The sequence below is a fragment of the Pantoea sp. B566 genome (assembly GCF_024793925.1).
Classification (GTDB): Bacteria; Pseudomonadota; Gammaproteobacteria; order Enterobacterales; family Enterobacteriaceae; genus Pantoea; species Pantoea ananatis.
On sequence record NZ_JANUQL010000003.1, the window covers coordinates 3,894,085 to 3,918,344 of the forward strand.

23 protein-coding genes are annotated in these 24,260 nt (G+C 55.8%); 15 read left to right on the plus strand and 8 right to left on the minus strand.

Translation table 11 applies throughout. The features are described 5' to 3' along the window. Positions 1-13 precede the first annotated feature (13 nt). The 4 genes from NYE92_RS19730 (at position 14) to NYE92_RS19745 (ending at position 2,881) form a co-directional block, all read left to right on the plus strand. The gene (locus NYE92_RS19730) at positions 14-304 is read left to right on the plus strand and encodes a hypothetical protein (RefSeq protein WP_259019376.1); all 291 of its coding nucleotides are present in this window, start codon (positions 14-16) and stop codon (positions 302-304) included. 145 nt (positions 305-449) lie between these two features. Next, on the plus strand, positions 450-704 hold the full coding sequence (iraP, locus tag NYE92_RS19735) for an anti-adapter protein IraP (protein WP_014593043.1): 255 nt from the start codon (positions 450-452) through the stop codon (positions 702-704). A 119-nt stretch (positions 705-823) separates the two neighbouring features. Beyond that, positions 824-1,126 carry a PsiF family protein gene (locus NYE92_RS19740; RefSeq protein WP_161611316.1) on the plus strand — a complete coding sequence of 101 codons (303 nt, stop codon included), beginning with the start codon at positions 824-826 and terminating at the stop codon, positions 1,124-1,126. 222 nt (positions 1,127-1,348) lie between these two features. Further along, the gene (locus NYE92_RS19745) at positions 1,349-2,881 is read left to right on the plus strand and encodes an FAD-dependent oxidoreductase (RefSeq protein ID WP_259019377.1); all 1,533 of its coding nucleotides are present in this window, start codon (positions 1,349-1,351) and stop codon (positions 2,879-2,881) included. 49 nt (positions 2,882-2,930) lie between these two features. Here NYE92_RS19745 and proC read toward each other — a convergent pair whose 3' ends face one another. Beyond that, positions 2,931-3,743: a pyrroline-5-carboxylate reductase gene (gene proC, locus NYE92_RS19750; protein ID WP_029569700.1), complete on the minus strand. Its 813-nt coding sequence runs from the start codon at positions 3,741-3,743 to the stop codon at positions 2,931-2,933. 295 nt (positions 3,744-4,038) lie between these two features. Here proC and NYE92_RS19755 point away from each other — a divergent pair, with 295 nt between their 5' ends. Further along, positions 4,039-4,488 carry a YaiI/YqxD family protein gene (locus NYE92_RS19755; RefSeq protein WP_259019378.1) on the plus strand — a complete coding sequence of 150 codons (450 nt, stop codon included), beginning with the start codon at positions 4,039-4,041 and terminating at the stop codon, positions 4,486-4,488. Between the two features lies 1 nt (position 4,489). On the opposite strand, the gene NYE92_RS19760 is transcribed toward NYE92_RS19755, so the two are convergent. Beyond that, entirely contained in the window at positions 4,490-5,209 is a 720-nt protein-coding gene (locus NYE92_RS19760) for a DUF2076 domain-containing protein (protein ID WP_161611315.1), read from the minus strand. 282 nt (positions 5,210-5,491) lie between these two features. Here NYE92_RS19760 and aroL point away from each other — a divergent pair, with 282 nt between their 5' ends. From aroL to ppnP, 3 genes are all read left to right on the plus strand, one after another. Beyond that, a complete protein-coding gene (gene aroL / locus NYE92_RS19765; RefSeq protein ID WP_014593048.1) occupies positions 5,492-6,016 on the plus strand; it encodes a shikimate kinase AroL in 525 nt (174 codons plus the stop codon). Positions 6,017-6,127: 111 nt separating this feature from the next. After that, entirely contained in the window at positions 6,128-6,319 is a 192-nt protein-coding gene (locus tag NYE92_RS19770) for a YaiA family protein (RefSeq protein ID WP_014606461.1), read from the plus strand. 152 nt (positions 6,320-6,471) lie between these two features. Beyond that, a complete protein-coding gene (gene ppnP / locus NYE92_RS19775; protein WP_013024838.1) occupies positions 6,472-6,762 on the plus strand; it encodes a pyrimidine/purine nucleoside phosphorylase in 291 nt (96 codons plus the stop codon). Between the two features lie 35 nt (positions 6,763-6,797). Here the strand turns inward: ppnP and rdgC are convergent, their stop codons facing one another. Next, positions 6,798-7,709 (minus strand): recombination-associated protein RdgC, encoded by a 912-nt coding sequence (rdgC, locus tag NYE92_RS19780; RefSeq protein ID WP_013024839.1) that lies wholly within the window; start codon positions 7,707-7,709, stop codon positions 6,798-6,800. 144 nt (positions 7,710-7,853) lie between these two features. Here rdgC and mak point away from each other — a divergent pair, with 144 nt between their 5' ends. Next, entirely contained in the window at positions 7,854-8,759 is a 906-nt protein-coding gene (gene mak, locus NYE92_RS19785; protein ID WP_013024840.1) for a fructokinase, read from the plus strand. 55 nt (positions 8,760-8,814) lie between these two features. On the opposite strand, the gene NYE92_RS19790 is transcribed toward mak, so the two are convergent. Genes NYE92_RS19790 through sbcD form a run of 3 tightly spaced genes read right to left on the minus strand, consistent with a single transcriptional unit; the run spans position 8,815 to position 14,064 of the window. Beyond that, a complete protein-coding gene (locus NYE92_RS19790) occupies positions 8,815-9,186 on the minus strand; it encodes a cell envelope integrity TolA C-terminal domain-containing protein (protein WP_014606460.1) in 372 nt (123 codons plus the stop codon). A 10-nt stretch (positions 9,187-9,196) separates the two neighbouring features. Further along, positions 9,197-12,871, minus strand: coding sequence for an AAA family ATPase (locus tag NYE92_RS19795; RefSeq protein WP_259019379.1), 3,675 nt, complete (start codon positions 12,869-12,871; stop codon positions 9,197-9,199). Next, a complete protein-coding gene (sbcD, locus tag NYE92_RS19800; RefSeq protein ID WP_022622671.1) occupies positions 12,868-14,064 on the minus strand; it encodes an exonuclease subunit SbcD in 1,197 nt (398 codons plus the stop codon). The genes NYE92_RS19795 and sbcD overlap by 4 nt, the downstream gene beginning before the upstream one ends. A gap of 197 nt (positions 14,065-14,261) precedes the next feature. Between sbcD and phoB the strand changes: the two genes are divergently transcribed. From phoB to proY, 6 genes are all read left to right on the plus strand, one after another. Next, positions 14,262-14,951: a phosphate response regulator transcription factor PhoB gene (phoB, locus tag NYE92_RS19805; protein ID WP_014606457.1), complete on the plus strand. Its 690-nt coding sequence runs from the start codon at positions 14,262-14,264 to the stop codon at positions 14,949-14,951. A 14-nt stretch (positions 14,952-14,965) separates the two neighbouring features. Then, positions 14,966-16,279 carry a phosphate regulon sensor histidine kinase PhoR gene (gene phoR, locus NYE92_RS19810; RefSeq protein WP_259019380.1) on the plus strand — a complete coding sequence of 438 codons (1,314 nt, stop codon included), beginning with the start codon at positions 14,966-14,968 and terminating at the stop codon, positions 16,277-16,279. Positions 16,280-16,298: 19 nt separating this feature from the next. Next, positions 16,299-17,219, plus strand: a complete 921-nt coding sequence (locus NYE92_RS19815) for a PstS family phosphate ABC transporter substrate-binding protein (protein WP_259019381.1) — start codon at positions 16,299-16,301, stop codon at positions 17,217-17,219. Positions 17,220-17,538: 319 nt separating this feature from the next. Next, complete coding sequence (locus NYE92_RS19820; RefSeq protein ID WP_014606455.1) at positions 17,539-18,642, plus strand: cobalamin-independent methionine synthase II family protein; 1,104 nt, start codon at positions 17,539-17,541, stop codon at positions 18,640-18,642. A gap of 390 nt (positions 18,643-19,032) precedes the next feature. Further along, entirely contained in the window at positions 19,033-20,352 is a 1,320-nt protein-coding gene (brnQ, locus tag NYE92_RS19825) for a branched-chain amino acid transport system II carrier protein (protein WP_014593055.1), read from the plus strand. A 70-nt stretch (positions 20,353-20,422) separates the two neighbouring features. Further along, the gene (proY, locus tag NYE92_RS19830) at positions 20,423-21,769 is read left to right on the plus strand and encodes a proline-specific permease ProY (RefSeq protein WP_013024849.1); all 1,347 of its coding nucleotides are present in this window, start codon (positions 20,423-20,425) and stop codon (positions 21,767-21,769) included. Positions 21,770-22,008: 239 nt separating this feature from the next. Here proY and NYE92_RS19835 read toward each other — a convergent pair whose 3' ends face one another. Next, positions 22,009-23,277: a histidine-type phosphatase gene (locus tag NYE92_RS19835; RefSeq protein WP_014593057.1), complete on the minus strand. Its 1,269-nt coding sequence runs from the start codon at positions 23,275-23,277 to the stop codon at positions 22,009-22,011. Beyond that, a complete protein-coding gene (locus NYE92_RS19840) occupies positions 23,277-24,089 on the minus strand; it encodes an inositol monophosphatase (protein ID WP_022622665.1) in 813 nt (270 codons plus the stop codon). Before NYE92_RS19840 ends, NYE92_RS19835 begins: the two co-directional genes overlap by 1 nt. Between the last annotated feature and the right edge of the window lie 171 nt (positions 24,090-24,260).

A 24,260-nucleotide genomic window follows, 5' to 3' on the forward strand; every position in this document is an offset into this window, starting at 1 on the left:
CAGGGTTCGTGGCATGGGACTGCGGGATCTGACCTTTCGAGAGGCGGTGACGCTGAAAGATTTCCTGCCCTGTCTTTCCGTGGCCAGAGAAGTGTCAGATACGCTTTGCCAGTTAAGAGCAGAACGTGCTGGCAGCAAAAACAAGGCATTTATCGACGCTTACCATGATGACAAATCCGTGGCCAGAGAAGCGTCAGATAGGCTTTGCCAGTTAAGTGCAGAACGTGCTGGCAACAAAAACAAGGCATTTATCGACGCTTACCATGATGACAAAATGGTTACGCCTCGCTTGTCAGTGGAATAAAAACGTTTCGCTCACAATAAATAGAATAAGATAACACCGCCCCCGCGCTGTTATTTTAATGTGCTGATAAACAGAATAAAAAATTCCTTTTTTTTTATTCTGGCGGGTGATATTTTTTTCTTCACCCTGCTGAAGAGGCACCGGCATGAAAAATCTGATTGCTGAGCTATTAATTACGCTGGCAGAAAAAGAAGAAGCGTCTAAAGAGCAGGTCGTGCAGATCGAAGCGCTGGAACTTGTGATCACCGCAATGCTGCGCATGATGCCGCCTGAGCAGCATCAGTCCCTCGTCAACAGCATTGATACGGCCATGATTCATGCCGGAGTGGATCACAACGATCACAATGCCGCGTTATTAAAAAACGCTGTCACCCGATTACTTCACCGGCCCCACAGCTAAAATCACGCTGATCACCAGAATAAAATTGCGATCTCTGTATTATTCCAAAGCAAAAGTCGTCTGATTCTTTTCTGGCATGCCAGAATAAATACTGTCTTTATCACAACGGAGTGAAAACAATGAAAGGCAATATCCTGATGATAGTCCTGGCAGGAATAATGATGAGCAGCCACGCCAGCGCGGTAGATAAAACGCCGCAGCAGCAAAAAATGGCGATGTGTAATGAACATGCCAGCAGCCAATCGTTAAAAGGCGATGTGCGTAAGCAATTTATGAGCGATTGCCTGAAGAAAGACAGCAAAGTCGCGGACATGTCGCCGCAACAAATAAAAATGAAAACCTGTAATCTCCAGGCCGGAGATAAAAAGCTGACCGGTGATGCACGTAAAACCTTTATGAGTCAGTGCCTCAAAAAAAGCTAAAACTCAGCCGGCCATTTCGGTGGCCGCCTCCCTTCATCGCCTGCCATCAGTGCGCTGCAGCACGCTTTTAATTACTGAAGAAACAGATGATTAGCGAAAAAAATCGCCATTGAGGCGCAAGCTTTTCCAATCCTTTGCCACACTTACTGTTTATAAGGGATTGCGCCGCGCGCGTTCGGGCGCGGTGCTTTTACCCGTGACGGTTGGAAAAGGAGCCATGTCGTGAACTATCAATTTGTTATTGCTCTCAAGGATTTACCGCAACGTCAGCCGGTTAAAAAAAAGCTGGGTGAAACAGAGTTTTTACTCATCCGTGAGGCTGACAGCGTCCAGGCTTTCCAGGCAAAATGCCCTCACGCAGGCGCGCCGCTTGAGCAGGGCGCTATCTGCGGCGACAGGCTCATCTGTCCCTGGCATAAAGCGGCGTTTGAACTGAGCAGCGGTAAAATGTGCGAGCCGCTGGCGCTGGCCGACCTGAAACAGTATCCCGTTCGCATCGAAAATGGCCAGATTCTGGTTAACCCTAAAGCGATGTCGCCTGCTTCGCCAGTGGGCAGTGGTGCCAGCGCCCCGGTCTTTGTGGTACTGGGCGGGGGCGCGGCCGGGAGTGCGGCACTGTGGCGATTACGCCACGACGGCTTTAAGGGCCGCCTGGTGCTGGTAGAGAGTGAACCGGAAGCCCCTTACGACCGCACGGCGCTGACGAAATTTGTTCCCTCAGGCAAAATGGATATCGATGATGTGCCGTCGCTGCTTGGCAGTGACATACTCGATCACGTCGAGCGCATCCAAAAGCGCGTTGAGCGAGTTGATAATGAGGCGCACCGTCTGGTGTTTGCCGACGATAGCACGTTGCAGTTCGATAAATTATTAATTGCAACGGGCGCAGAGCCTGTAAAGCCGTCGCTTGCCGGCGCTGATTTAGCGGGCGTACATATTCTGCGTAACAAGCAGCATACCGCGTCCCTGCTAGCGGCCGTCGATCGAAGCCAGCAGAATGTGATTATCGGTAACAGCTTTATTGGCATGGAGCTGGCCTCGTCGCTGCGTAACCGTGACGTTGAGGTGACCGTCATTGCACGTCACGCGCTGCCGTTTGCGGCGCAGTTTGGTGAGGCGATCGGCCGTTATTTCCATCAACTGCATCAGGCCAACGGCGTAACATTTGTGGAAGGTGAGATTGCGTCGCTTCAGGGCGAAAACCACGTGACGGGCGTGCGGTTAAAAACCGGTCAGCAGATCGCTGCCGATGTGGTGCTGTTCGCTACCGGCGTTAAACCGGCCACCTCGTTTATTCACGACCTGCCGCGGGTTGAAGATGGCAGCCTGCAAACGGATGAGCAGCTACGCGTGGCAGAAAACGTCTGGGTAGCCGGCGATATTGCAACCTATCCTTCCGCCCAGGGGCCGCTGCGCATCGAGCATTTTCGCGTGGCAGAGCAGCAGGGCCAGACCGCAGCAATGAATATGCTGGGAAATATTCATCACTATGACCGCGTGCCGTTTTTCTGGACCGCGCATTATGGTACCCGCTATGAATATATTGGTCATGCCACAGACTGGGACGACTACCAGCAGGTGGGATCGCTGGAAGAGAAAACGTTTATGGCCTTTTACGGCAAGGAAGGGCGGCTGGCTGCGGTTTTCTCGTGTGGACTCTACACGCTGACCGCCGCGCTGGTCGAAAAGATGCAGGAGCCCATGACGATGGAACAGGCACTGGCATGGTATCAGGCCCACCATTCTGCACAATAATGGGCCCGCAAAACCGTCTGGCAAACGGCATGTTTGCCAGATATATCGGTTAACTGCGGCTCAGCTTGTCCGACTTCGCCATGCACTGCTGCATGGCTTCGATCACGGCTGAACGGAAGCCTTTTTCTTCCAGCACTTTCACCGCTTCAATGGTGGTGCCGCCGGGCGAGCAGACCATATCTTTCAACTCACCGGGATGTTTACCCGTTTGCAGCACCATCTGTGCGGAGCCTTTCACGGCCTGGGCCGCAAACCGGTAAGCCTGCGCGCGCGGCATGCCGCCCGCCACGGCGGCATCGGCCATGGCTTCAATAAACATAAACACGTAAGCCGGAGCTGAACCACTGACGCCAACCACCGAGTGGATCAGGTATTCATCGACGACCGCCGCCTGACCAAAGCTCTCAAATATCGCGACCACTTCATCGGTCTCGCTCTGTTCAACCAGCACGTTGGGCGTAACGGAGGTCATGCCTTCACCGACCAGGGAAGGGGTGTTTGGCATTGCGCGAATGATCTTACGATCGTGCCCCAGCACGGAAGCCAGGTTATCCAGCGTCACGCCCGCGGCAATTGAAACGACTACTGCCTCTTTTTTCAGGCTGTTAGCCAGTTCTTTCAGCACTTTGAGGATCACATTGGGTTTGACCGCACCAAACAGAATATCCACGTGCTGGGCCAGCGCTTCCGCACTCTCCGCGGCGTTAATACCGTACTGTTCGGCCATTTGCTGATTGGTGCTCGGTTTGCGGTCGTAAATCCAGATAGCTGACGGTGTCATTTGCCCGCTGTTTATCAGCCCGCCAATGATGGCTTTTGCCATGTTGCCACCGCCAATAAATCCGATTTTCTTTTCCAGCATCACCGTCTCCTTTCCTGTTTTCACCGTTATCAACGCTGTAGCTTACTGCAGACAGGATTAATAACAAGTTAGCGGTAACGCACGGCGGCCGGTGCCAGAGAGCAAAAGAGAGTGATGGCGGCACGTTTTTGTGGTGAACGCGCGTTGAGCACTCCCTTCATCGTTGACGATATTCTGGGGCTGACGTGCGTTCTGAACGCGAGATCTGGCCATAGCGGAAGCCGGGGAATTTTACTTAACCCCGTTTTGCAAAACAGGTTAACATCGTCGCTATTTTCCAGAATAAGGAACACCAATGTCTATCTGGGTCGATGCGGACGCCTGCCCAAACGTCATAAAAGACGTGCTGTACCGGGCGGCGGACAGAACGCAAACCATGGTCACCTTTGTTGCGAATCAATTTTTACGCGTACCGCCATCGCCCTGGTTGCGCACGCTAAAGGTGCCGGCTGGGTTTGATGTTGCCGATAATGAAATCGTGAAGCGTGTGCAGGCTGGCGATTTGGTGATTACGGCAGATATTCCCTTGGCCGCAGAGGTGATTGAAAAAGGGGCGTCGGCGCTGAATCCGCGCGGGGAACGGTATTCACCTGCCACCATACGCGAGCGGTTGACGATGCGTGATTTTATGGACACGATGCGCGCCAGCGGCGTACAGACAGGCGGTCCCGCCGCCATGAGCCCGCGGGACCGTCAGCAGTTTGCCAATGAACTAGACAGCTGGCTCAGACAGCGACAACGTTAAATCAAACAAAACTGTCGTCGTCATCGTAATCATTGCCGCCGAAGTCATTCAGATCGCCATTGTCGGCATAGGTGTCACTCCAGCCGTTGCTTTGATCCAGGAAGGACTGATTGTCGGCACCTGTTCCCTGATCGAGAAACGACTGATCGTTCCCGCCATTAAAGGTATTCAGGCTGTCATCGACCTGAGGCAGCGACTGGGGTTCGTTAATGATGTTAACGATCTCTTCCGGCTGCGAGTGGTGGAACATGCTGGTCAGCATATCGGCCATGACCACACCGCCTGCTACGCCCACGGCGGTTTGCAGTGCGCCGCCCAGAAATCCGCTGCCACGGGGCGCAGGTGCGCTGGCATAGGGCTGCTGCGGCGGCTGTTGCGGTGCACTGTTCCACTGGGGCGATGGCTGAGCCGGTTGGGCCTGCTGACTGCCGACGCCAAACAGGCTGGATAAAAACCCGCCACTGCTTTTTGGCTGCTGCTGCTGCTGAGCCTGTTGCTGAGCCAGATGATTTTCCAGCTCCTGAACCCGCTCATTCAGTTTTTTAAGTGCCGCTTCCTGAATCAAAATGGCCTGAGCCATATAGTAGGGCGCGCCTGGTTGCGCCTGCAGGTGTTGTTTGATCAGTTGTTCGGCAGCAGCATCGCGTGCCGCAGTTTGGCTTTCAGCTTGTTTCAAACGGCTAAACAGATTTTCAATCAGTTCTTGTTCTTCGCGTTGCATGATGACTCTCCCGTTGCGACTGTTAACAGTATATGGGGGCGACGTGCAGCAATGTAAATTCGTGGCGGTAAGCAAATGTTGCTGACGTAAACTTTTTTACCCAATGCACAAAATGTGCATCGTTAACCTGCTGTATTTATTTGTTTTTTTGCAAGAGTGGGTGCAATCATGCGTAAAATACGCTCAATGGGTAGAGGACGAAATAAATTCCCGCTATGATGCGTCCTATTATTGAGCCTAACCTGCAGCTGTGATGGGCTGCGCGGCGGAGGAACTGCCCTGATGTCCTTGTCCATTTTTTTGATCGGTGCGCGCGGATGCGGAAAAACCACTATCGGTGAAGCCCTGTCTCATGCGCTGGGTTATGCGTTTCGCGATACCGATCATCACCTGCAATTCACGACGCAGCGTACCGTAGCGGAAATTGTGGCTGCGGAAGGATGGGAGAGCTTTCGTGCGCGTGAAACCGACTCGCTCAAAGCCGTAACCGCCCCGTCAACCATTATCGCCACCGGTGGCGGAATGGTGCTGGCGGAAGGTAATCGCCGTTATATGCGTGAGCACGGTCAGGTGATCTGGTTAAGTGCACCGCCTGATATCCTGGCTCGTCGTCTGGAAAGCCAGCCGGAAAATGCTCAGCGCCCCACGTTAACCGGACGCCCCATCGCGGAAGAAATGGGTGAAGTGCTGCGCGCCCGTGCGCACCTGTACCGTTCTGCCGCGCATCACGAGGTGAACGCCATGCTGGCACCTGAACGCGTCGTTGAACAGATCCTGCAGTCATTATCTCTGGCGCGTGCCAGTTAACCCTCAGATTTATCCCGCTTTCGCCGTCCTTTCCGCCGTATTGACTATACTTATCCCATGGCAGGCAATCGCCTGTCGTGTGGAATGTCATTTAGCGAAGAGGGACACATTATGCCGACAAGACCTCCTTACCCCCGAGAAGCGCGCGTTGTCACTGTGGAAAAAGGCCCCGAAGGCAAAAAAGTGACGTCATGGCAACTGCGGGCCGACCATCCCAAGCCAGATTCGTTAATCAGCGAGCACGAATCAGAGCAGGAAGCGCATGATGCAAAAGATCGCTATGAAGATGTAGAAAAAGAGTAAGCCTCTGCTCTGGCAAGGAAGCCATTGATTTCCCCCGGTTCCCGCGGCAGCCATTGCCGCGCGGCGATCACAATCACTCACTATTTCGCGTGACAGATCAGCAAGTTCCCTTCTACACTGCCAGTCACCCTAATGTGCTGTGAGGAAGGTTTATGCTCAATGTAAGTGAGTATTTTGACGGAAAAGTTAAATCCATCGGTTTTGACAGTGCGAGCACCGGCCGTGCCAGCGTCGGTGTTATGGCAGAAGGTGAATACACGTTTGGCACCGCCCAACCGGAAGAGATGACCGTGGTAAGCGGCTCAATGAAAGTGTTGCTGCCGGGTGAGACAGAGTGGAAATGGTTTGAGGCGGGATCGGTGTTTAACGTACCGGGCCACAGCGAGTTTCATCTGCAGGTAGGCGAGCCGAGCGCATATCTTTGCCGCTATCTGAAAGACTAAGAAGAACGGCCGCAGGCAATCTGCGGCCAAATGCATTAACGCTGAGCTTCGCCACCTAACGCTTCAACCAGATTGCTGGTCAGGGCTGCCAGTTCGCTGGTCATCAGAATAAAGTCTGCATCAAAACGCTGCGCAAAATCTTCTCGATCGATATCATCATTCTGGTCACGCAGCGTATCGCTGAACTTCAGGCGTTTCACCGAGCCGTCGTCGGATAATACGAACTGAATACGCTCCTGCCAGTCCAGCGCCAGCTTGGTCACCAGCTTACCGGCTTCGATATGGTTGGCAATTTCATCGCACACCAGATCCTGTTTCTTGCAGCGAATCACGCCGCCATCTTCCAGAATGGCCTTGAGCTCGGCTTCGTCCATGAGGGCAAAACCGGCCGGAACATCCCCGGAACGCACCCATTCGGTCAGGGTAAGTTCAATCGGACTTTCCAGCGTCAGGGGCACAACCGGCAGCGAACCCAGGCTTTTACGCAGCAGAGCCAGCGTGTCTTCGGCTTTTTTAGCGCTGGCGCAGTCCACCATGATCAGGTTGTTCACGGTGTCGATCCACATATAGGTCTGACTGAAACGGCTGAACGCACGCGGTAAAAGGCTGTGCAGCACTTCATCTTTCAGCGAATCTTTTTCCGTCTTTTTTAGCTTGCGGCTCTGCTCTGCCTCAAGCTTGTCGATTTTTGCCTCCAGCGCCTGCTTCACGACCGGAGAGGGCAGGATTTTTTCTTCTTTGCGCGCGCAAATGACAATCTGACCGTTGTTGACGTGGGTCAGGGCATCGCTGCGATTGCCCATCGGTGCCACCCACCCGGTCTTGCTCATGTCCTGACTGCCGCAGGGCGAGAAGGTGAAAGCCTCCAGCTGTTTTTCCATGTCGTCTGCGGACAACGGAATGTCACGATTCAGACGATAAACCATCATATTTTTAAACCACAACATCGGGATTCCTTACCGTGGCGCGATCGGGCGCACAAATCTCACTAAGTGTGCGCATGATAGCGAAACATCGGAGCGGTTTCATTGCCTTTCAGGCATTCGCCTTTTAGTGTAGAAAACACCCTAACGAATAATGAGGAATAAACCGTGCGCATAGGCATTGATTTGGGCGGCACCAAAACAGAAGTGATTGCGCTGTCCGGCGAGGGAAAAGAGCTGTTTCGCCATCGGATTTCCACGCCCCGTGACGACTACCGGGCGACCGTGCAGGCCATCGTTGATTTAGTCCGCCTCGCCGAAGAAAAAACCGGCCAAACCGGGACGGTAGGCTTAGGTATTCCGGGCACGATTTCGCCCTATACGCAGCGGGTGAAAAACGCGAACTCCACCTGGCTAAACGGTCAGCCGCTGGATAAAGATTTGGCGCAGGCGCTGAATCGTGACATCCGCATAGCCAATGACGCGAATTGTCTGGCCGTGTCCGAAGCGGTCGATGGCGCGGGCGCGGGGCAGGCACTGGTGTTTGGGGTAATCATCGGCACCGGTTCGGGCGCAGGCGTAGCGATAAACGGCGCGTCACGCATTGGCGGCAACGGCAATGCGGGCGAATGGGGTCATAATCCTTTACCGTGGATGGATGAAGACGAGTTGCGTTACCGCGCGGAAGTCCCCTGTTATTGTGGCCAGCAGGGCTGCATTGAAACCTTTGTTTCCGGTACCGGCTTTGCTATCGACTATCAGCGGCTAAGCGGTGTGGCGCGCAAAGGCGCTGAGATTGTCAAACTGCTGGAACAGCAGGATCCCGTGGCTGCACTGGCAATGAGCCGCTATGAAATCCGTCTGGCAAAATCCCTGGCTCAGGTTGTCAACCTGATCGATCCCGACGTGATTGTGCTGGGCGGCGGCATGAGCAACGTGGACCGTCTGTACCAGACGGTGCCCACGCTGATGAAGAAATGGGTTTTTGGCGGCGAGTGTGAAACGCCGGTGCTGAAAGCGATGCACGGGGATTCAAGCGGTGTGCGCGGCGCGGCCTGGCTGTGGCCGGAATAAACGCCGCCGTGGCCTGCGGCCCTGTGCAACATACTGAAGGATGCACAGGGCTGGCTCAGCGAACCGGCGCGAAGGCAAAGACGAGCTGCTGTGGGGCGTGCGGTGGAGGCAAAGGCATATCCCGCGCGCTGCTGACGCTCTGCCAGGCCTTCAGGCACAGCGACTCATTTCCTTCTGTTCGCATCACGTTATAGCGCCCATCCGGGCGACGCTGTGCCGTCACCAGGCAACGCTGGCCCACATAGTTTTTCGCATTGTGAAAATTGCGCATGACGGACGCATTGACCTCGCGAATATAGCGGTTCACGTCCTGACACTGCGCCTGGGGCAGGCCTGACGCGCATTGCGCTTCGGAAGCCTCAGGATGATGGCTGCATCCTGCCAGCAGCAGCATCGTGGCCGCCATAATTCCTGTACATCTCAACATAATTAACCTCTTACGTACCCGGCAATTCAAGTTTGCTGTAACCCAGGCCATTCATTTTGCGGACCTTAATTTGCACCGGAATGCGCTCTTTCATCGCCTCGACGTGACTGATCACGCCAATGGTTTTTCCACTGGCATTGAGCGCATCCAGCGCATCCAGTGCGGTATCCAGCGTCTCTGCGTCCAGCGTGCCGAAACCCTCATCAAGAAATAACGACTCGATGCGCGTTTTATGGCTGACCAGATCGGACAGCGCCAGCGCCAGCGCAAGGCTCACCAGAAAGCTTTCTCCACCTGACAGCGTGCGGGTATCGCGTGCGCTGTCCGCCTGCCAGGTATCCACCACGTCCAGTTCCAGCGCATCGATGGCGCGGCGCTGTAAAAGGTAGCGACCATGCAGACGATCCAGCTGGCGGTTAGCCAGCGCCACCAGGTGATCGAGCGTGAGTCCCTGGGCAAAGCGCCGGAATTTATCCCCGGTCGCCGAGCCGATCAGATCGTTAAGCAACGCCCACTGCGCCAGCGTGGTTTCCTCCTGCGCAATCTGAGCCAGCAACGTTTGCTGCTGGGTCCGCAGGCTGGCGTCGCTTTGCAACTGCTGCTGCAGTTGTCCCTGCTGACTGGCGTTCTCCCTCAGGGAATGCCGCAACGCTTCCTGCTGTGTGGTCAGTGCATCGGCGGACTCAGGCATCTTATCGGGTTTAGCCTGCTCGTGGGTTGCCAGCCGTTGCTGCAGCTCTGCCAGGCGGGATTGTTGATGGAGCAGATGCTGATCGATCTGCTGCAGTCGCTGGCGAAGCTGTTGCGCTTCATGCTCGTCAAGCAACGCGGCCCGCAGGCTCGCCTCGTCCGGGAATTCAGCCGTAGCCAGCGCGGCGTTGAAGTGCTGCTCAGCGTCCGTCAGGCGAGTGCCCAACCTGTGTAGCTGGCTCTCCAGCAACGTCAGTTGGCCGTGGAGGCGGCTGGCTTCAGCCTGAGACTGCTGCAGCCGTTCACGCTGCTGCGTCAGCTGCGCCTCATGATGCTCGACGCTCTCCTGCATCTGCCGACGGGCCTGAATGACATCCCGATTGCCAAACAACGTCTCACGCTGCTGACGTTTTTCGCGGTATTGCTGGTCCAGTGCGGCAAGCTGCTGTTGCTGCTGATTCAGGCGCTGCTGCTCAAGCTGCAGCTGTTGGCGCAGGGCGTCAGCCTGGCTTTCCGCACGCGCCAACTGAGGCTGCAAGTTAGCAAGCAACCGCTCACTTTCCTGCCACTGCTGCCAGCGCTGTTGCTGTTCAGCCAGCCAGCTGTCGCGCTGTGCGCTGTCAGGCAGCGTCAGGCCGAAGCCTGCGAATTGTTGCGCCAGCCCCTCCTGGAGCGGCTGAGCATTCGCCTGAGCCTGTTGGTGATGGCGCTGTAAAGTCAGTAACGCCTGGTGTTCGTTCTCCAGCTGCTGTTGCGTCAACTGCAGCGTTTGCTGGTGTTGCTGCTGTGTCTGCTGCTGTTGCAGATGCTGTTCTTTTGCCGCCTGATACGTTCGCTCGGCGTGTTCCAGCGTCTCTGTCTGCGTAGTTAATGCCTGTTCCTGACGGCTTTGCGCCTGCAGCCAGTGGCCCAGCGCGTCGGTGTCGTTCAGAGTGAAGGTAAGCGCAAGCTCACCGCTCAGTGCCTGCCAGCGCTGGGTCAATGCATCCAGCTGCTGCACTACACTGGCGAGCTCGTCGCGCAGAGACTGCTGCTGGCCCTTCAGGTGTTTTATCTGCTCATTTTTGGCCGTACCGGTTTCGCTCAGCGCTTCCACCTGTTTTTGCAGCACGGCTTTGCGCTGTTGGTTGGCGCTGACTTCGAGCGTGCGGTAGGTTTCAACCGCGGGATGTTCGCAGGAACCGCACAAAGGGCAGGGTTGCCCGGCCTCCAGCCGCGCCCGGTGTTCCTCCAGATCGGCAATATGGCTTTCAAGCTGGCAAATCTTCTCAACGTCGGTGAGTTGCTGTTTCTCCCGCTTCCATGTTTCCCGCAGCGTCAGTAATTCAGCCTCAGCCTGCTGGCAGGCTTTTTCCAGATCCTGTAACCGTTTTTCATACTGACCGCGCTGCTGATGTAGCGGCTGCCACTGGGCTGCAAGTAACGTCAGCGTCTGACGTGCGTCACGCTGTTGAGTTAACTGCTTTAAGGCCTGACGCAAGGCTTCGGGAGGATGCGCCTTATGGAGCGATGTTAGTGCTTGCTCAGCGTCAGACAAGGTCTGCTGCGTGAGTTGCCCGGCCTGGTTCAATGGCGCAAGCTGTTGTTGCAGCTGTTCGACCTGCTGCTGGCGCTGATGAAGCTGCAACGCCTGTTGCTGAATTTGCTGCGCCGACGCCGCCTGATCGGTTTCATGGCGGGCCAGTTGAGCAAAGCGGTCCTGCCACAGCGGAAGATTTTCGCCCCAAACCGGCATATCCGCCAGCTGTTGCCGACGCGCCTGCTGCTGTGCCAGCGCCTGCTGGAGATCGCTGACCTTATGTTGCTCGGTTTGCATCGCCTGTTCACGCTGCGTACAGCTCGCCTGCTGCTGTGCGGTTTCATGCTGCAGCTGTTGAATTTGCTGCTGCAGGGCCGAGAGCGCCTGATCGAGTGGAATAACCTGTCCGCTCAGTAGCGTTTCCTGCTGGTGCTGTTGCAAACGCACCTGTTCGCGCGCCGCTTCGGTTTCCTGATAACGCTGCTGCAACTGCTGCTGCTCGTGGGCGGTCGCCTGCATCTGCTGGTTTAACTGCTGCTGACGCTGTTGCAGCTCCGCGCGTTCAGTCTGCAGGTTGTCGCGCTGTTGCAGCGCACCGCGCAGTTTTTCTGCTGGTTCACTTCGTGCCAGACGCTGGCGATCGGCCTCTGCCGCCTGACTCGCCGCGTCGGCGGCCTGACGGGCGGCGTTCACCTGTTCAGCATCCGCGCTCAGCTGCTGTGCCAGCTGCAGCCACTGCTGCTGCCGCTGAGCGGTGTCAAACTGACGGCTGAGTTGCTGCTCGGCCTCAGTCAGGGCTGACTGCTGTTGCTGCAGCCCGGCGCGGGTCGCCTCATCAAGCAGTGCCATGCCGCCTGCCCGACTGCGCATCAGTTCCAGCGCATTTTTGGCTTCTTTATGGCGCTCAAACGCGGCCATGGAAACCAGCCCGTAAATTTCCGTTCCGGTCAGCTCTTCCAGCAGCTCTGCGCGCTCATTCGCTTTGGCGTTAAGAAATGCGGCGAACTGGCCCTGTGACAGCATCATTGAACGGGTAAAACGTTCAAAATCCAGGCCGCTAAGCGTTTCGGTAAGCTTGAGCTTGTCGCCCACTTTGTCTGCAACGATCTGATTATCTGCGCAGCGAGCCAGCTCGACGCGGGGAGCCTGCAGTTTGCCGTCGGCCGTGCCTCGTGCGCGGTTCTGGCTCCAGAATGCCCGCCAGGCCTCGCCTTTGATTTCAAACTCGACTTCGGCCAGGCACTCGGCGCAGTCGCGCGTCATCAGCGGGTTGTGGCCCTGAGAAATCGCCCCCAGACGCGGCGTCTGGTGATACAGCGCCAGGCAGATAGCGTCCAGTAAGGTGGTTTTACCGGCACCTGTCGCGCCGGTAATGGCAAACAGACCATTACTGGCGAAAGGTTCGGTGCGAAAATCGATAAACCATTCTCCTTTCAGCGCATTCAGGTTTTTGAATCGCAGCGTGAGGATCTTCATGGGTTCGCCTCCAGGTCGGCCAGCGTCTGCTTAAACAGGGTCGTGACCTGGGCGATCTGCTTGTCATCAAGCTCCTCATTAAGCGCCAGGCGTCGGGCAAAAACCTCTTCGACCTTAAGTTCGCTCAGGGTTTCGTTATCCGTTTGCGCCAGGCTGTGCTGGCGCTGTTCACGACTGCGGCGTAATAGCAGCACTTCCACCGGTAAATCTGCCGTCAGCGCTTCAACCTGGCGCTGCAGATCGCTTAAGTACTCCTGGGTGGTGACTTCAATATCGAGCCAGACCGGCTTCTCTCCGCTGGGAGGGGAAAGGTGGGCGAGCTGCTCACTGATTTGCGCCAGGGAGCCTTTAAGCATCTGCATCGGCTGGAAGGTGGGAACCGGCAGGGTCAGGGTTTCCAGGCCGCGCGGGCTGAAAGTCAGCAGACAGACACTTTTTTCGCTGCCCAGCTCGTCAAAGCTCAGCGGAATAGGGGAGCCGCTGTAGCGAATATGGTCGCTGTTCGCGACGCGCTGAGCGCGATGAATATGTCCAAGGGCGATGTAATCGGCCGGCGGAAACGCCGAGGCAGGAAACGCATCCAGCGTGCCGATGTAGATATCGCGCACGGAGTCACTTTTGCTGACGCCAAGGGCGGTAAGGTGGCCGGTCGCCACGATCGGCAGGGACATGTTCAGCGCCTGTGCCGCCGCGAAGCTGCGCTGATAATGGGCGCTGATGGCCTCCAGCAGGCTGAGCTGTTTATCCCGTCCAGACTGACCGGCCTGGCTGCGCATAATGTCGCGCGGGCGCAGATAGGGAATCGCGCACAGCAGCGCGCCGGGTTCACCCTGACGGGTTGTCAGGATCATGACGTCGTCACTCTCCTGCGGCGTGGCAACGACCCGGGTGTTCAGACAGGCCAGCAGTTCGCGCGATTCATTCAGCGTTGCCACCGAGTCATGATTGCCCGCCAGCACCACCAGTTGACAGCCGCTGGGCTGTAACGCCACCACGAAGCGGTTAAACATTTCACGCGCATAGCTGGGCGGCGTACCGGTATCAAACAGGTCACCCGCCACAATCAGCGCATCGACCTGATGCTGTTCGATCTGTATTAACAGCCAGTCAAGAAAAGCCTGGTGCTCGGCGGCGCGGCTCTTGTTATAGAAGAACTGCCCCAGGTGCCAGTCAGCGGTGTGGATAATGCGCATAAAACTCCCTGCCAAATCGATTTGCCCGGCAATTATACTGGCTCAGTCACTAAAGCCACAAAACATGTCGTCATGTTGTCATAAATGGTTGTTGCAGGCCGGTTTTTATGGCTAACTTTTTCATAAAAGTGTCACAAAACTGACGCATAATGGCGCCGCAAATATCAGTGAAAGCCGTCCTACCTGCAGGAGTAATAATGGCTAAGCGCATTTTAGTTGTGGAAGATGAAGCTCCAATCCGTGAAATGTTATGTTTCGTACTGGAACAAAACGATTATCAGCCGATTGAGGCAGAAGATTATGACAGCGCCGTCAGCAAGCTGATTGAACCCTGGCCTGACCTGATCCTGCTGGACTGGATGTTACCCGGCGGCAGCGGCATACAATTTATTAAACATCTTAAGCGTGAAGCCATGACGCGTGATATACCGGTCATGATGCTCACCGCGCGCGGCGAAGAAGAAGATCGGGTACGCGGACTGGAAGTCGGTGCCGATGACTACATCACCAAACCGTTTTCCCCGAAAGAGCTGATGGCGCGAATTAAAGCCGTTATGCGTCGTATTTCGCCGATGGCGGTAGAAGATGTGATCGAAATGCAGGGCCTGAGCCTGGATCCCTCTTCGCATCGCGTGATGTCAGAAACCACACCGCTGGAAATGGGGCCGACAGAATACAAGCTGCTGCATTTCTTTATGACCCATCCTGAACGTGTTTACAGCCGTGAGCAGTTACTCAATCATGTCTGGGGCACTAACGTCTATGTTGAAGATCGTACGGTTGACGTTCATATTCGTCGTTTACGTAAGGCGCTGGAACTGACCGGCCACGATCGCATGGTACAAACCGTACGCGGAACAGGTTATCGTTTCTCTGCCCGCTTTTAAACGGAGCTTTAACCGTGCTGGAACGCCTCTCCTGGAAGAGATTACTGTCCGAACTGGTGCTGGCGTGTCTGCCTGCGCTGGTGCTCGGCCTGCTGTTCGGCTATTTGCCGTGGCTGCTGTTACTGAGCGTAGTCGGTATTTTACTGTGGCATTTTTACAACCTGATGCGCCTGTCTCACTGGCTGTGGCTGGATCGCACGATGACGCCACCGTCCGGACAGGCCAGTTGGGAACCGCTGTTTTACGGGTTGTATCAAATGCAACTGCGCAACCGGCGGCGGCGGCGCGAATTAGGTAATCTGATTAAGCGGTTTCGCAGCGGCGCGGAGTCGCTGCCGGACGCCGTGATACTCACCACCGAAGAGGGCACTATTTTCTGGTGCAATGGCCTGGCCCAGCAGCACCTGGGGCTGCGCTGGCCAGAAGATAACGGGCAAAATATCCTTAATCTGCTGCGTTATCCTGAATTTTCTCGCTATCTACGGCAACGTGATTTCGATAAGCCGCTTACGCTGGTGCTGAATAACCAGCACCACATGGAATTCCGTGTGATGCCCTACAGCGAAGGCCAGTGGCTGATGGTGGCTCGCGACGTGACCCAGATGCATCAGCTTGAAGGGGCACGGCGAAACTTCTTTGCCAACGTCAGCCATGAACTGCGCACGCCTTTAACGGTGCTTCAGGGCTATCTGGAAATGATGAATGACTCCGTCATGAATCAGCGCTCACGGGACAAAGCGTTGCACACGATGTCGGAGCAAACCCGGCGAATGGATAGCCTGGTCAAACAGCTCCTGACGCTGTCGCGCATTGAGGCGGCTCCGGCCATTAACCTGAAAGAAAAGGTTGATGTACCGGTTATGCTCAAACTCCTGCAGCATGAAGCTGAAACCCTGAGCGGCGGACGTCACGCCATCCATTTTCATACCGATCCTCACCTGAAAGTGTTTGGCAATGATGAACAATTACGCAGTGCTATCTCCAACCTGGTCTACAACGCGGTGAACCACACGCCCGAGGGGACGCGCATTGATATCAGCTGGCTGCGCAGCAAGCAGGGCGCGGTATTTACAGCCTGTGATAACGGCCCCGGCATTCCACCTGAGCACATCCCGCGCCTGACAGAGCGGTTTTATCGGGTGGATAAAGCGCGTTCACGTGCGACCGGCGGCAGCGGTCTTGGGCTGGCCATCGTGAAGCATGCGCTCAGCCATCACAATGCGCGGCTGGAGATCACCAGCATCCCGCACCAGGAAACCTGTTTTACCTTTACCCTGGCACCACGGTTGATTGTGACTAACGGGATGCAGGAGAATGCGGTTCATTAACTGCTGACGGACCGGAACGATGCGCCTTCTTTTTGTGCTGTTCTTTTCTCTCTTGCCTGCCTTGGTGCAGGCGCAGCCTGTGATGCTTTCAGGCAATCTCAGCAGCGCAGGCTCGGACACGCTCGGCTATCTGATGACCCTGTGGGGCGATGACTTTAGCCGTCAGTCACCCGGGGTAAATGTGCAGGTTCAGGCATCGGGCTCCTCAACGGCGCCAACCGCGCTGACAGCCGGATCCGTCCAGTTAGGGGCAATGAGCCGTCCCATGCAGGCGGATGAGCGCCAGGCGTTTGAGGCGCGATACGGTTATCCTCCGTTGGCCGTGCCGGTGGCGATGGACGCGTTGGTGGTGGTGGTCAACCAGCGCAATCCGCTGACGTCCATCGATCCCCGCCAGCTTGATGCGTTGTTCTCCGTCACGCGTCTGTGTGGCGCACACCAGGTGCCCGAACGCTGGGGCGATTTGGGTCTGCATCAGGCTGAGTGGCAGCAGCGATCTATCCAGCGCTATGGCCGCAACTCGGCCTCCGGCACATGGGGATTCTTCAAGCAGCAGGCGCTGTGTCAGGGCGATTTCCGCAACGACGTGGCGGAGTTTCCCGGCTCGGCGGCGGTGGTACAGGCGGTCGCCGGGGATCCGCGCAGCATCGGTTATGCCAGCTTCGGTTTTCACCTGAGTGGGGTAAAACTGCTGCCGGTTATGACAAAAAGGGGGGAAGCCGTTGCGCCCGATCCTGAATCTATCCGCAGCGGTCGCTATCCCTGGGCACGCCCGCTCTACCTGTACGTTAATAAAGTGCCAGGTAAGCCCTTACCGCCATTGTTAGCCGCCTTTCTGGAACAGGTTCTGTCTAGTGCAGGGCAGCAGCGCGTCATCGAGGCCGGCTATCTGCCGCTGTCTGAAACGCAAATGGACCAGGCACGCGCCTCCCTCCGGTAAGTTTCACCGCTCGCCCACAGCCAAAGGGGTTACCGCCTTCGCCCATGTTTTCCCGTTCCTGCCGCACGTCTGGCGGGGACCTGTGCCGCATCAGGGGCATAAATCCCCGCCGATTGCCTCGGTGCAAACCTCAAGGGGAGCACAGTCAGAATCCGGCCTCGCAACATGAAATTATTTCATCTCAAGTGAATATTATTCGTTTGCACGTGAGCACATCGCGTGGGAATCTACATCCAGACGTTTAGCCATCTGGAAGGCTAAAATAACATTGTGTAACTATTCCCGCCCGAAATTATCTGGCCGGTGACCAGGAGTGATCATGCAAAGACAAACCGCCCCGTTTCGCGCCGACACCGTTGGCAGCTTTCTTCGTCCCGCCGCTATTAAGCATGCCCGCGAAAAATTTCATGCGGGTGAGATCGACGCTGATGAACTGCGCGATATTGAAAACGACGCGATTCGGGACGTGGTCGCGAAGCAGCGTGAAAATGGCCTTAAGGTCGTGACCGATGGCGAATTTCGCCGCGGCTGGTGGCATTTTGACTTTTTCTACGGTCTGAAAGGTGTTGAGCATTTTGAAGCCGAGCAGGGCATTCAGTTCAACGGCGTGCAGACGAAAGCGCACGGCGTAAAAATCACCGGCAAACTGGGTTTTGACGGGCATCCGATGCTGGATCATTTTCGTTTCCTGCAGAGCGTAGCAGGTGATGCGGTAGCCAAAATGACGATTCCCAGCCCGAGCGTGCTGCATTTTCGCGGCGGCCGAAAAGTCATCGACGCTGACGTTTACCCCGATCTCGATGTGTACTTTGACGATCTGGCACAGACCTACAAAGAGGCGATCAAAGCTTTTTACGACGCGGGCTGTCGCTACTTACAGCTGGACGATACCGTCTGGGCCTACCTTTGTTCAGACGATCAAAAGCGGGAGATCCGCGAACGTGGCGACGATCCAGACCAGCTGGCCCGCACCTACGCGCGCGTCCTGAATAAGGCGTTAGAAGGGAAACCGGCCGACCTGACCGTAGGCCTGCATGTGTGCCGTGGCAATTTCCGCTCCACCTGGATTTCTGAAGGTGGCTACGAACCGGTGGCCGAGATCCTGTTCGGCTCCGTGAATGTGGATGCGTTTTTCCTTGAATACGACAATCATCGCTCTGGCGGATTCGAACCACTGCGGTTCATCAAGCCCGGCCATCAGCAGGCGGTGCTTGGCTTAATTACCACGAAGGTGGGTGAACTGGAAGATGCCGAACAGGTGAAAGCGCGCCTGCAGGAAGCGACCCAGTACATCAGCCTCGATCAGATTTGCCTCAGTCCGCAGTGTGGTTTTGCCTCGACGGAAGAGGGCAACAGCCTGAGCGAAGCAGAGCAGTGGCAGAAGATTCGACTGGTCGTGAACGTCGCGAATCAGGTCTGGTGATAGCGGAATGTGTGCAGCGTGGCGCAATAAATGCGCCACTTGTGCATACAAACCCGCATTTATGCTGATATTTACCATCGCTTGTTTATTTTTAAAGCACATCATCTGATGCTGTTGCAGAGAATATTGATGTGATCCTCTAATATTGATTCAAATTGCGAAATAACCCTCTGGTTTTCCGATCCCGTATTGCCTTTCTTCGCTATAAACGTTTTACTTACCGCCGTTGTCGATTTATCCCTCTGTGAACAGAAAAAAAGCAGCTTAAATCACCTGCGCTAAACCAGACGCTGCGCATAATGCGCTGTCATCATCTGGTCGGTCGTTGTATTAACGCAGCGAGGGGGCAACGCAAACTTATCTTTCATCGCAACATCAGTGACAGGCCGTATGACACATCGTTTAACCGTTAAAGACATTCTCGCGCTGGGCTTCATGACGTTTGCCCTGTTTGTTGGTGCGGGTAACATCATCTTTCCTCCCATGGTGGGTATTCAGTCAGGCGAACATGTCTGGGTGGCCGCTATTGGTTTTCTGCTTACCGCAGTCGGTCTGCCCGTTATCACCGTGATCGCGCTTGCGCGCGTCGGCGGCGGGATTGATGCCCTGAGCACGCCCATCGGCAAAGTTGCGGGTGTGGTTCTGGCCACGGTCTGCTACCTGGCGGTAGGGCCGCTTTTTGCCACGCCGCGTACCGCCACGGTCTCATTTGAGGTGGGCATTGCTCCACTTACCGGCGATGGCGAGCTGCCGCTGTTTATCTACAGCCTGATTTACTTTGTGCTGGTGATGGTGATTTCCCTCTATCCGGGGAAATTGCTGGATACGGTCGGCCATTTTCTGGCACCGCTAAAAATTGCAGCCCTGACGCTGCTGGGCGTCGCGGCTCTGCTGTGGCCGGCGGGAGGAACGATTCCTGCGACGGCGGACTATCAGCGCGCCGCATTTTCCAGTGGTTTTGTTAACGGCTATCTCACCATGGATACGCTGGGCGCAATGGTCTTCGGCATTGTCATCGTTAACGCCGCACGTTCGCGCGGGATTGATAATGCGGCGCTGTTAACCCGTTACACGGTTTTAGCCGGGGTTATCGCCGGCATTGGTTTGACCCTGGTTTACCTTAGTCTGTTTAAACTGGGCGCAGGCAGTGGTGCATTAGTGGATCAGAATGCCAACGGTGCGGCAATTCTCCATGCTTACGTTCAGCAGACCTTTGGTGATATGGGCAGCTTCTTCCTTGCCGCCCTGATTTTTATTGCCTGTATGGTGACCGCGGTCGGGCTGACCTGTGCCTGCGCAGAGTTTTTCGCGCAGTATTTGCCCTTGTCTTACAAAACGCTGGTCTTTGTACTGGGCCTGTTCTCGATGGTGGTATCGAACCTGGGGCTGAGCCATCTGATTCAGATTTCGATTCCGGTGCTGACGGCTATTTATCCGCCTTGTATCGTGCTGGTCGTGCTGAGTTTTACGCTGAACTGGTGGAATAAAAGCAGCCGTATTATCGCGCCGACTATGCTGGTCAGCCTGCTCTTTGGTATCCTTGACGCCATCAAAACCACCGGGTTTACAGCAGCGTTACCCGCATTGAGTCAGCATCTGCCGTTAGCCGACCAGGGCCTTGCCTGGTTGCCGCCATCACTGGTGATGTTGCTGATTGTGGCGCTGGTTGATCGGTTAAAAGGGGCTGAACAGGTGTCGGTTCACTCGTAACGGCTAAGATCGATTCTTCTTTAACCACGGGCTTGCCCGTGGTTTTTTCATTTCACAGGTACAGGTTGTTATGCAAGAAACCAACAAGCTCAAACGCGGACTGAGCACGCGCCACATCCGTTTTATGGCGCTGGGATCGGCGATCGGCACCGGGCTGTTCTACGGCTCGGCGGACGCCATCAAAATGGCGGGCCCCAGCGTGCTGCTGGCCTATATTATTGGCGGTGCGGTGGCGTACATCATCATGCGCGCGCTGGGGGAGATGTCGGTCAATAACCCTCAGGCCAGCTCTTTTTCCCGCTATGCGCAGGATTATCTCGGGCCAATGGCGGGTTACATCACCGGCTGGACCTACTGCTTTGAAATTTTGATCGTGGCCATTGCCGATGTCACCGCGTTCGGGATCTATATGGGCGTCTGGTTTCCGGAGGTGCCGCACTGGATCTGGGTGCTGAGCGTGGTGCTGATCATCGGCGCGGTCAATCTGATGAGCGTGAAGGTGTTTGGTGAGGTGGAGTTCTGGTTCTCTTTCTTTAAGGTCGCGACCATTATTGTGATGATTCTGGCCGGGTTTGGCATGATCGTCTGGGGGATTGGCAACGGCGGCCAACCGACCGGTATCCATAACCTGTGGACCAATGGCGGCTTTTTTGCCCACGGTATCGTTGGGATGTTGCTGTCGCTGCAGATGGTGATGTTTGCCTACGGCGGCATTGAAATCATCGGTATTACGGCGGGTGAGGCCAAAGATCCGGCAACCTCTATCCCACGCGCTATCAACTCGGTTCCGATGCGTATCCTGGTGTTTTACGTGGGCACGCTGTTTGTCATCATGTCCATTTACCCGTGGAATCAGGTCGGCACTAACGGCAGCCCGTTTGTTCTGACGTTCCAGCATCTGGGCATTGCCGCCGCCGCGTCCATCCTGAATTTTGTTGTGCTGACCGCCTCGCTGTCGGCGATAAACAGCGATGTCTTCGGCGTGGGGCGTATGTTGCACGGCATGGCTCAGCAGGGCCATGCACCCAAAATGTTTATGAAGGTCTCTAAACGCGGTATTCCCTGGGTGACGGTGGTGGTGATGATGTTCGCCATGTTGATTGCGGTGTATCTCAACTACCTGATGCCAGAAAAAGTCTTTCTGGTTATCGCCTCGCTGGCGACCTTTGCCACCGTTTGGGTCTGGATCATGATTCTGCTGTCGCAGATGGCGTTTCGACGCAAGATCGGCAAAGCGGCCGCCCGGACGTTAACCTTTGCCTTGCCCGGTGGAAGCTGGACGGCAGGCGCAGGCGTGGCGTTTTTATGTTTCATCATTGGCCTGATCGGCTATTTCCCGGATACCCGCGTTTCGCTGTATGTCGGGATGGTATGGATCGTGGTGCTGTTGCTGGGCTATAAGCTGGTGCGCAAATAACCCACGCTTGCTGTCCCGGTCCCGATATGTGCGGGGTTGGGACAGCCAATAATGACCGGCAACACAAAATAAAATCGGCGAAATGACTCGCCGAAACGGGACAGGGCAAGTGAAACAAACAGAGGGATGATTGACAAAATCATGCTAATGCAAAATGCATCCCCGTTAAATAAGTTGCCGTAAAATAAGACAAATGCCAGCGCGCGCATCAGCGTAAACGCCCGGCCTGTCTGGGTTCATTAGCCCGAAGGCGGCAAGATCATGCTGACCGGAGCCATCGCGTCGTTATCCAGGTGTTTACCCAACTGCGTCAGGGCAGCCTGCAACGGGCACAGCGTCCCGACTGCGGTGATTTGACATCCGGGCTGCCGCCACTCCTGACGTAAAAGCGGATGGCTGTCGTTCACGGGTTGTAACTGACGCAGGCCGTCCAGACTTTGTGCCTGAAAATAGAGGCGCAGGAAGCGCTGATGCGTCTTACTGTCGCGCCAGCGTTCCAGTACCAGACTGCTGCCAGGGGGGATATTGCCCCGCGTATAACCAGGCAGTTGCCATTCAAATCCCATTAAGCGGCGCACCATCGCAATGTTGGTGTCATGTGCCACCAGAAGCAGCCAGCGCACGTCAGGGTCGTTACCTTTAATGGCCTCAAGCATCTGGGACAGCAGCAGGGAACCGTGACGTTGTGCCATATAGAGCACGTCATTGCTGAGATCATAATTAGTGGTGAGCAGAGGAAGCAGAGCGGTGATCTGCCGGGCAGAGGTGATGTGTCCCCATGCCAGTTTCGCGAAAGGGAGGTTCTCGCTGTAGCCCAAACGCAACGTCTCGACCATGGCGGCCATGGCGCTAAGGCCCTCAACATAGACGCTTCCGCTTTTCGTCTGTTTCAACGCCCACGGACGATCGAAAAAGGGGCAATCGCTGCCGGGCCGGCATACCGACTGTTTAAGCAGCGTGATCGCGGGCTGAAGCTGCTGCTGACGCTGCGCTAAATCCCCGGCCGCGTCACGTTTTGCCTCTCGTTCACGTTGGGGATCGGTATGGGCAAAGGGCAGTTTCTCGGTTTGAAAGAGAGGATCGATGTCGCCGGCAACGGTATGAATCGCCACGCCACAGCCGGGAAACGCGCCATCCACCAACGCCTCGGCAGTCGCCCGCGTGCGCTGCAGCGGGCTGGCACGGACATAGATCGCCTTCGCGTCAGGGCAACCTGCGTTAAGTAAACCCAACTGGCGATAGTGGTCGCCTTCCCAGCGGGCCTTATTGACGACCGCGCTGTAGCCATGGCCCGTCAGTTCGCCGTCCGCCGTGCTCCAGACGTACCACGGCTGCTGGCTTGCCGCTTCAATCTCTGTGCGGTTACCCGGCGTCGGCGGACGTACCCCGTGTCGGCTCAGCTCCACGACTTTCTCAAGTTGGTACTCGGGGGCGGCGTACAGCGGCCCCGCCAGGAGCCAAAAAGTGCAGAGCATAAACCAATGTCGGGGCAGGTAGGCAGACATCATCAATCCTCAATTTCGTGCGTGGCGAGCAGCGCTTTAATTTGCGGATAGATTACCGCATTCGCCAGCAAAACAGGATTGCCCTTTTTCAGTCCGTCGTTGCGCATATAATCGTTAGTCACCCCACCGGCCTCGCGCATCAATACGATGCCCGGCAGGCCGTCCCACGGATGCATATGCGCTTCATAATAGCCAATCAAGCGACCTGCAGCGGCCCAGGCACTGGTTAACGCGCCGGAGCCGATGCGAATAAACATCCCGCCTTGCCTGAGCAGGGCATCGATGAGCTGCGTCACGTGCTCTCCGGGAATCCGACTGGAATTACTGATTCCCAGCAGGCCCTCATTAAGCTGTTGGGCTTTATGCACCTCAAGTCGGGTATCGTTGAGCCAGGCACCACTGCCTTTGCGGGCATGAAACAGTTCGTGATGATTGGGATCGCAAATCACGCCCACGACGGGCTCACCGTCGCAAACAATTGCCAGCGATACGCACCAGTTATGCAACCCGTTCACAAAACAGGCGGTGCCATCGATGGGATCGATCACCCATACAATACGGGCACCCTGAGTGTCACCGCCGCTCTCTTCTCCCAGAACGGCATCATCAGGATAGCGCTCCGAAATCAGTGACTTAATTAATTCTTCAACGTTGCGGTCAGCGTCACTGACCACATCCTGAAGGTCCCTCTTATGTTCCACCACCAGTTTTTGACGCTGTTGATACCATGACCAGGCGCGGCTTGCGGCCGCACGGGCGATTTCGCAGGCGTAATGATAGCGCGCGTCAATCTCAGAATGCGAAGCGGATGACATGTTTCCCTCTTATGATTTTTAAAACATATCGGATAAAGGAAGCGCCTGAACAGGCGGTCTGACAGTGAGAGCATCGTGAATCATAGTTAAGCAAGACTTATTAAGCCGCAGACCGGAACCAATGGCAATACGGCCGTGCTACTGACTGCGCGCTTTTTCAGCGTTACAGGT

Bases quoted from the DNA above. Each gene is read 5' to 3' on its own strand.
- ppnP (WP_013024838.1), top strand. From the start codon at position 6,472: ATGCTCAATGTAAGTGAGTATTTTGACGGAAAAGTTAAATCCATCGGT.
- NYE92_RS19790 (WP_014606460.1), bottom strand. From the start codon at position 9,186: ATGTTGAGATGTACAGGAATTATGGCGGCCACGATGCTGCTGCTGGCA.
- NYE92_RS19730 (WP_259019376.1), top strand. From the start codon at position 14: ATGGGACTGCGGGATCTGACCTTTCGAGAGGCGGTGACGCTGAAAGAT.
- NYE92_RS19835 (WP_014593057.1), bottom strand. From the start codon at position 23,277: ATGATGTCTGCCTACCTGCCCCGACATTGGTTTATGCTCTGCACTTTT.
- NYE92_RS19760 (WP_161611315.1), bottom strand. From the start codon at position 5,209: ATGCAACGCGAAGAACAAGAACTGATTGAAAATCTGTTTAGCCGTTTG.
- proY (WP_013024849.1), top strand. From the start codon at position 20,423: ATGCAAGAAACCAACAAGCTCAAACGCGGACTGAGCACGCGCCACATC.
- proC (WP_029569700.1), bottom strand. From the start codon at position 3,743: ATGCTGGAAAAGAAAATCGGATTTATTGGCGGTGGCAACATGGCAAAA.
- rdgC (WP_013024839.1), bottom strand. From the start codon at position 7,709: ATGTTGTGGTTTAAAAATATGATGGTTTATCGTCTGAATCGTGACATT.
- brnQ (WP_014593055.1), top strand. From the start codon at position 19,033: ATGACACATCGTTTAACCGTTAAAGACATTCTCGCGCTGGGCTTCATG.
- iraP (WP_014593043.1), top strand. From the start codon at position 450: ATGAAAAATCTGATTGCTGAGCTATTAATTACGCTGGCAGAAAAAGAA.
- NYE92_RS19740 (WP_161611316.1), top strand. From the start codon at position 824: ATGAAAGGCAATATCCTGATGATAGTCCTGGCAGGAATAATGATGAGC.
- NYE92_RS19815 (WP_259019381.1), top strand. From the start codon at position 16,299: ATGCGCCTTCTTTTTGTGCTGTTCTTTTCTCTCTTGCCTGCCTTGGTG.
- aroL (WP_014593048.1), top strand. From the start codon at position 5,492: ATGTCCTTGTCCATTTTTTTGATCGGTGCGCGCGGATGCGGAAAAACC.
- NYE92_RS19820 (WP_014606455.1), top strand. From the start codon at position 17,539: ATGCAAAGACAAACCGCCCCGTTTCGCGCCGACACCGTTGGCAGCTTT.
- NYE92_RS19755 (WP_259019378.1), top strand. From the start codon at position 4,039: ATGTCTATCTGGGTCGATGCGGACGCCTGCCCAAACGTCATAAAAGAC.
- NYE92_RS19770 (WP_014606461.1), top strand. From the start codon at position 6,128: ATGCCGACAAGACCTCCTTACCCCCGAGAAGCGCGCGTTGTCACTGTG.
- NYE92_RS19795 (WP_259019379.1), bottom strand. From the start codon at position 12,871: ATGAAGATCCTCACGCTGCGATTCAAAAACCTGAATGCGCTGAAAGGA.
- NYE92_RS19840 (WP_022622665.1), bottom strand. From the start codon at position 24,089: ATGTCATCCGCTTCGCATTCTGAGATTGACGCGCGCTATCATTACGCC.
- phoB (WP_014606457.1), top strand. From the start codon at position 14,262: ATGGCTAAGCGCATTTTAGTTGTGGAAGATGAAGCTCCAATCCGTGAA.
- sbcD (WP_022622671.1), bottom strand. From the start codon at position 14,064: ATGCGCATTATCCACACCGCTGACTGGCACCTGGGGCAGTTCTTCTAT.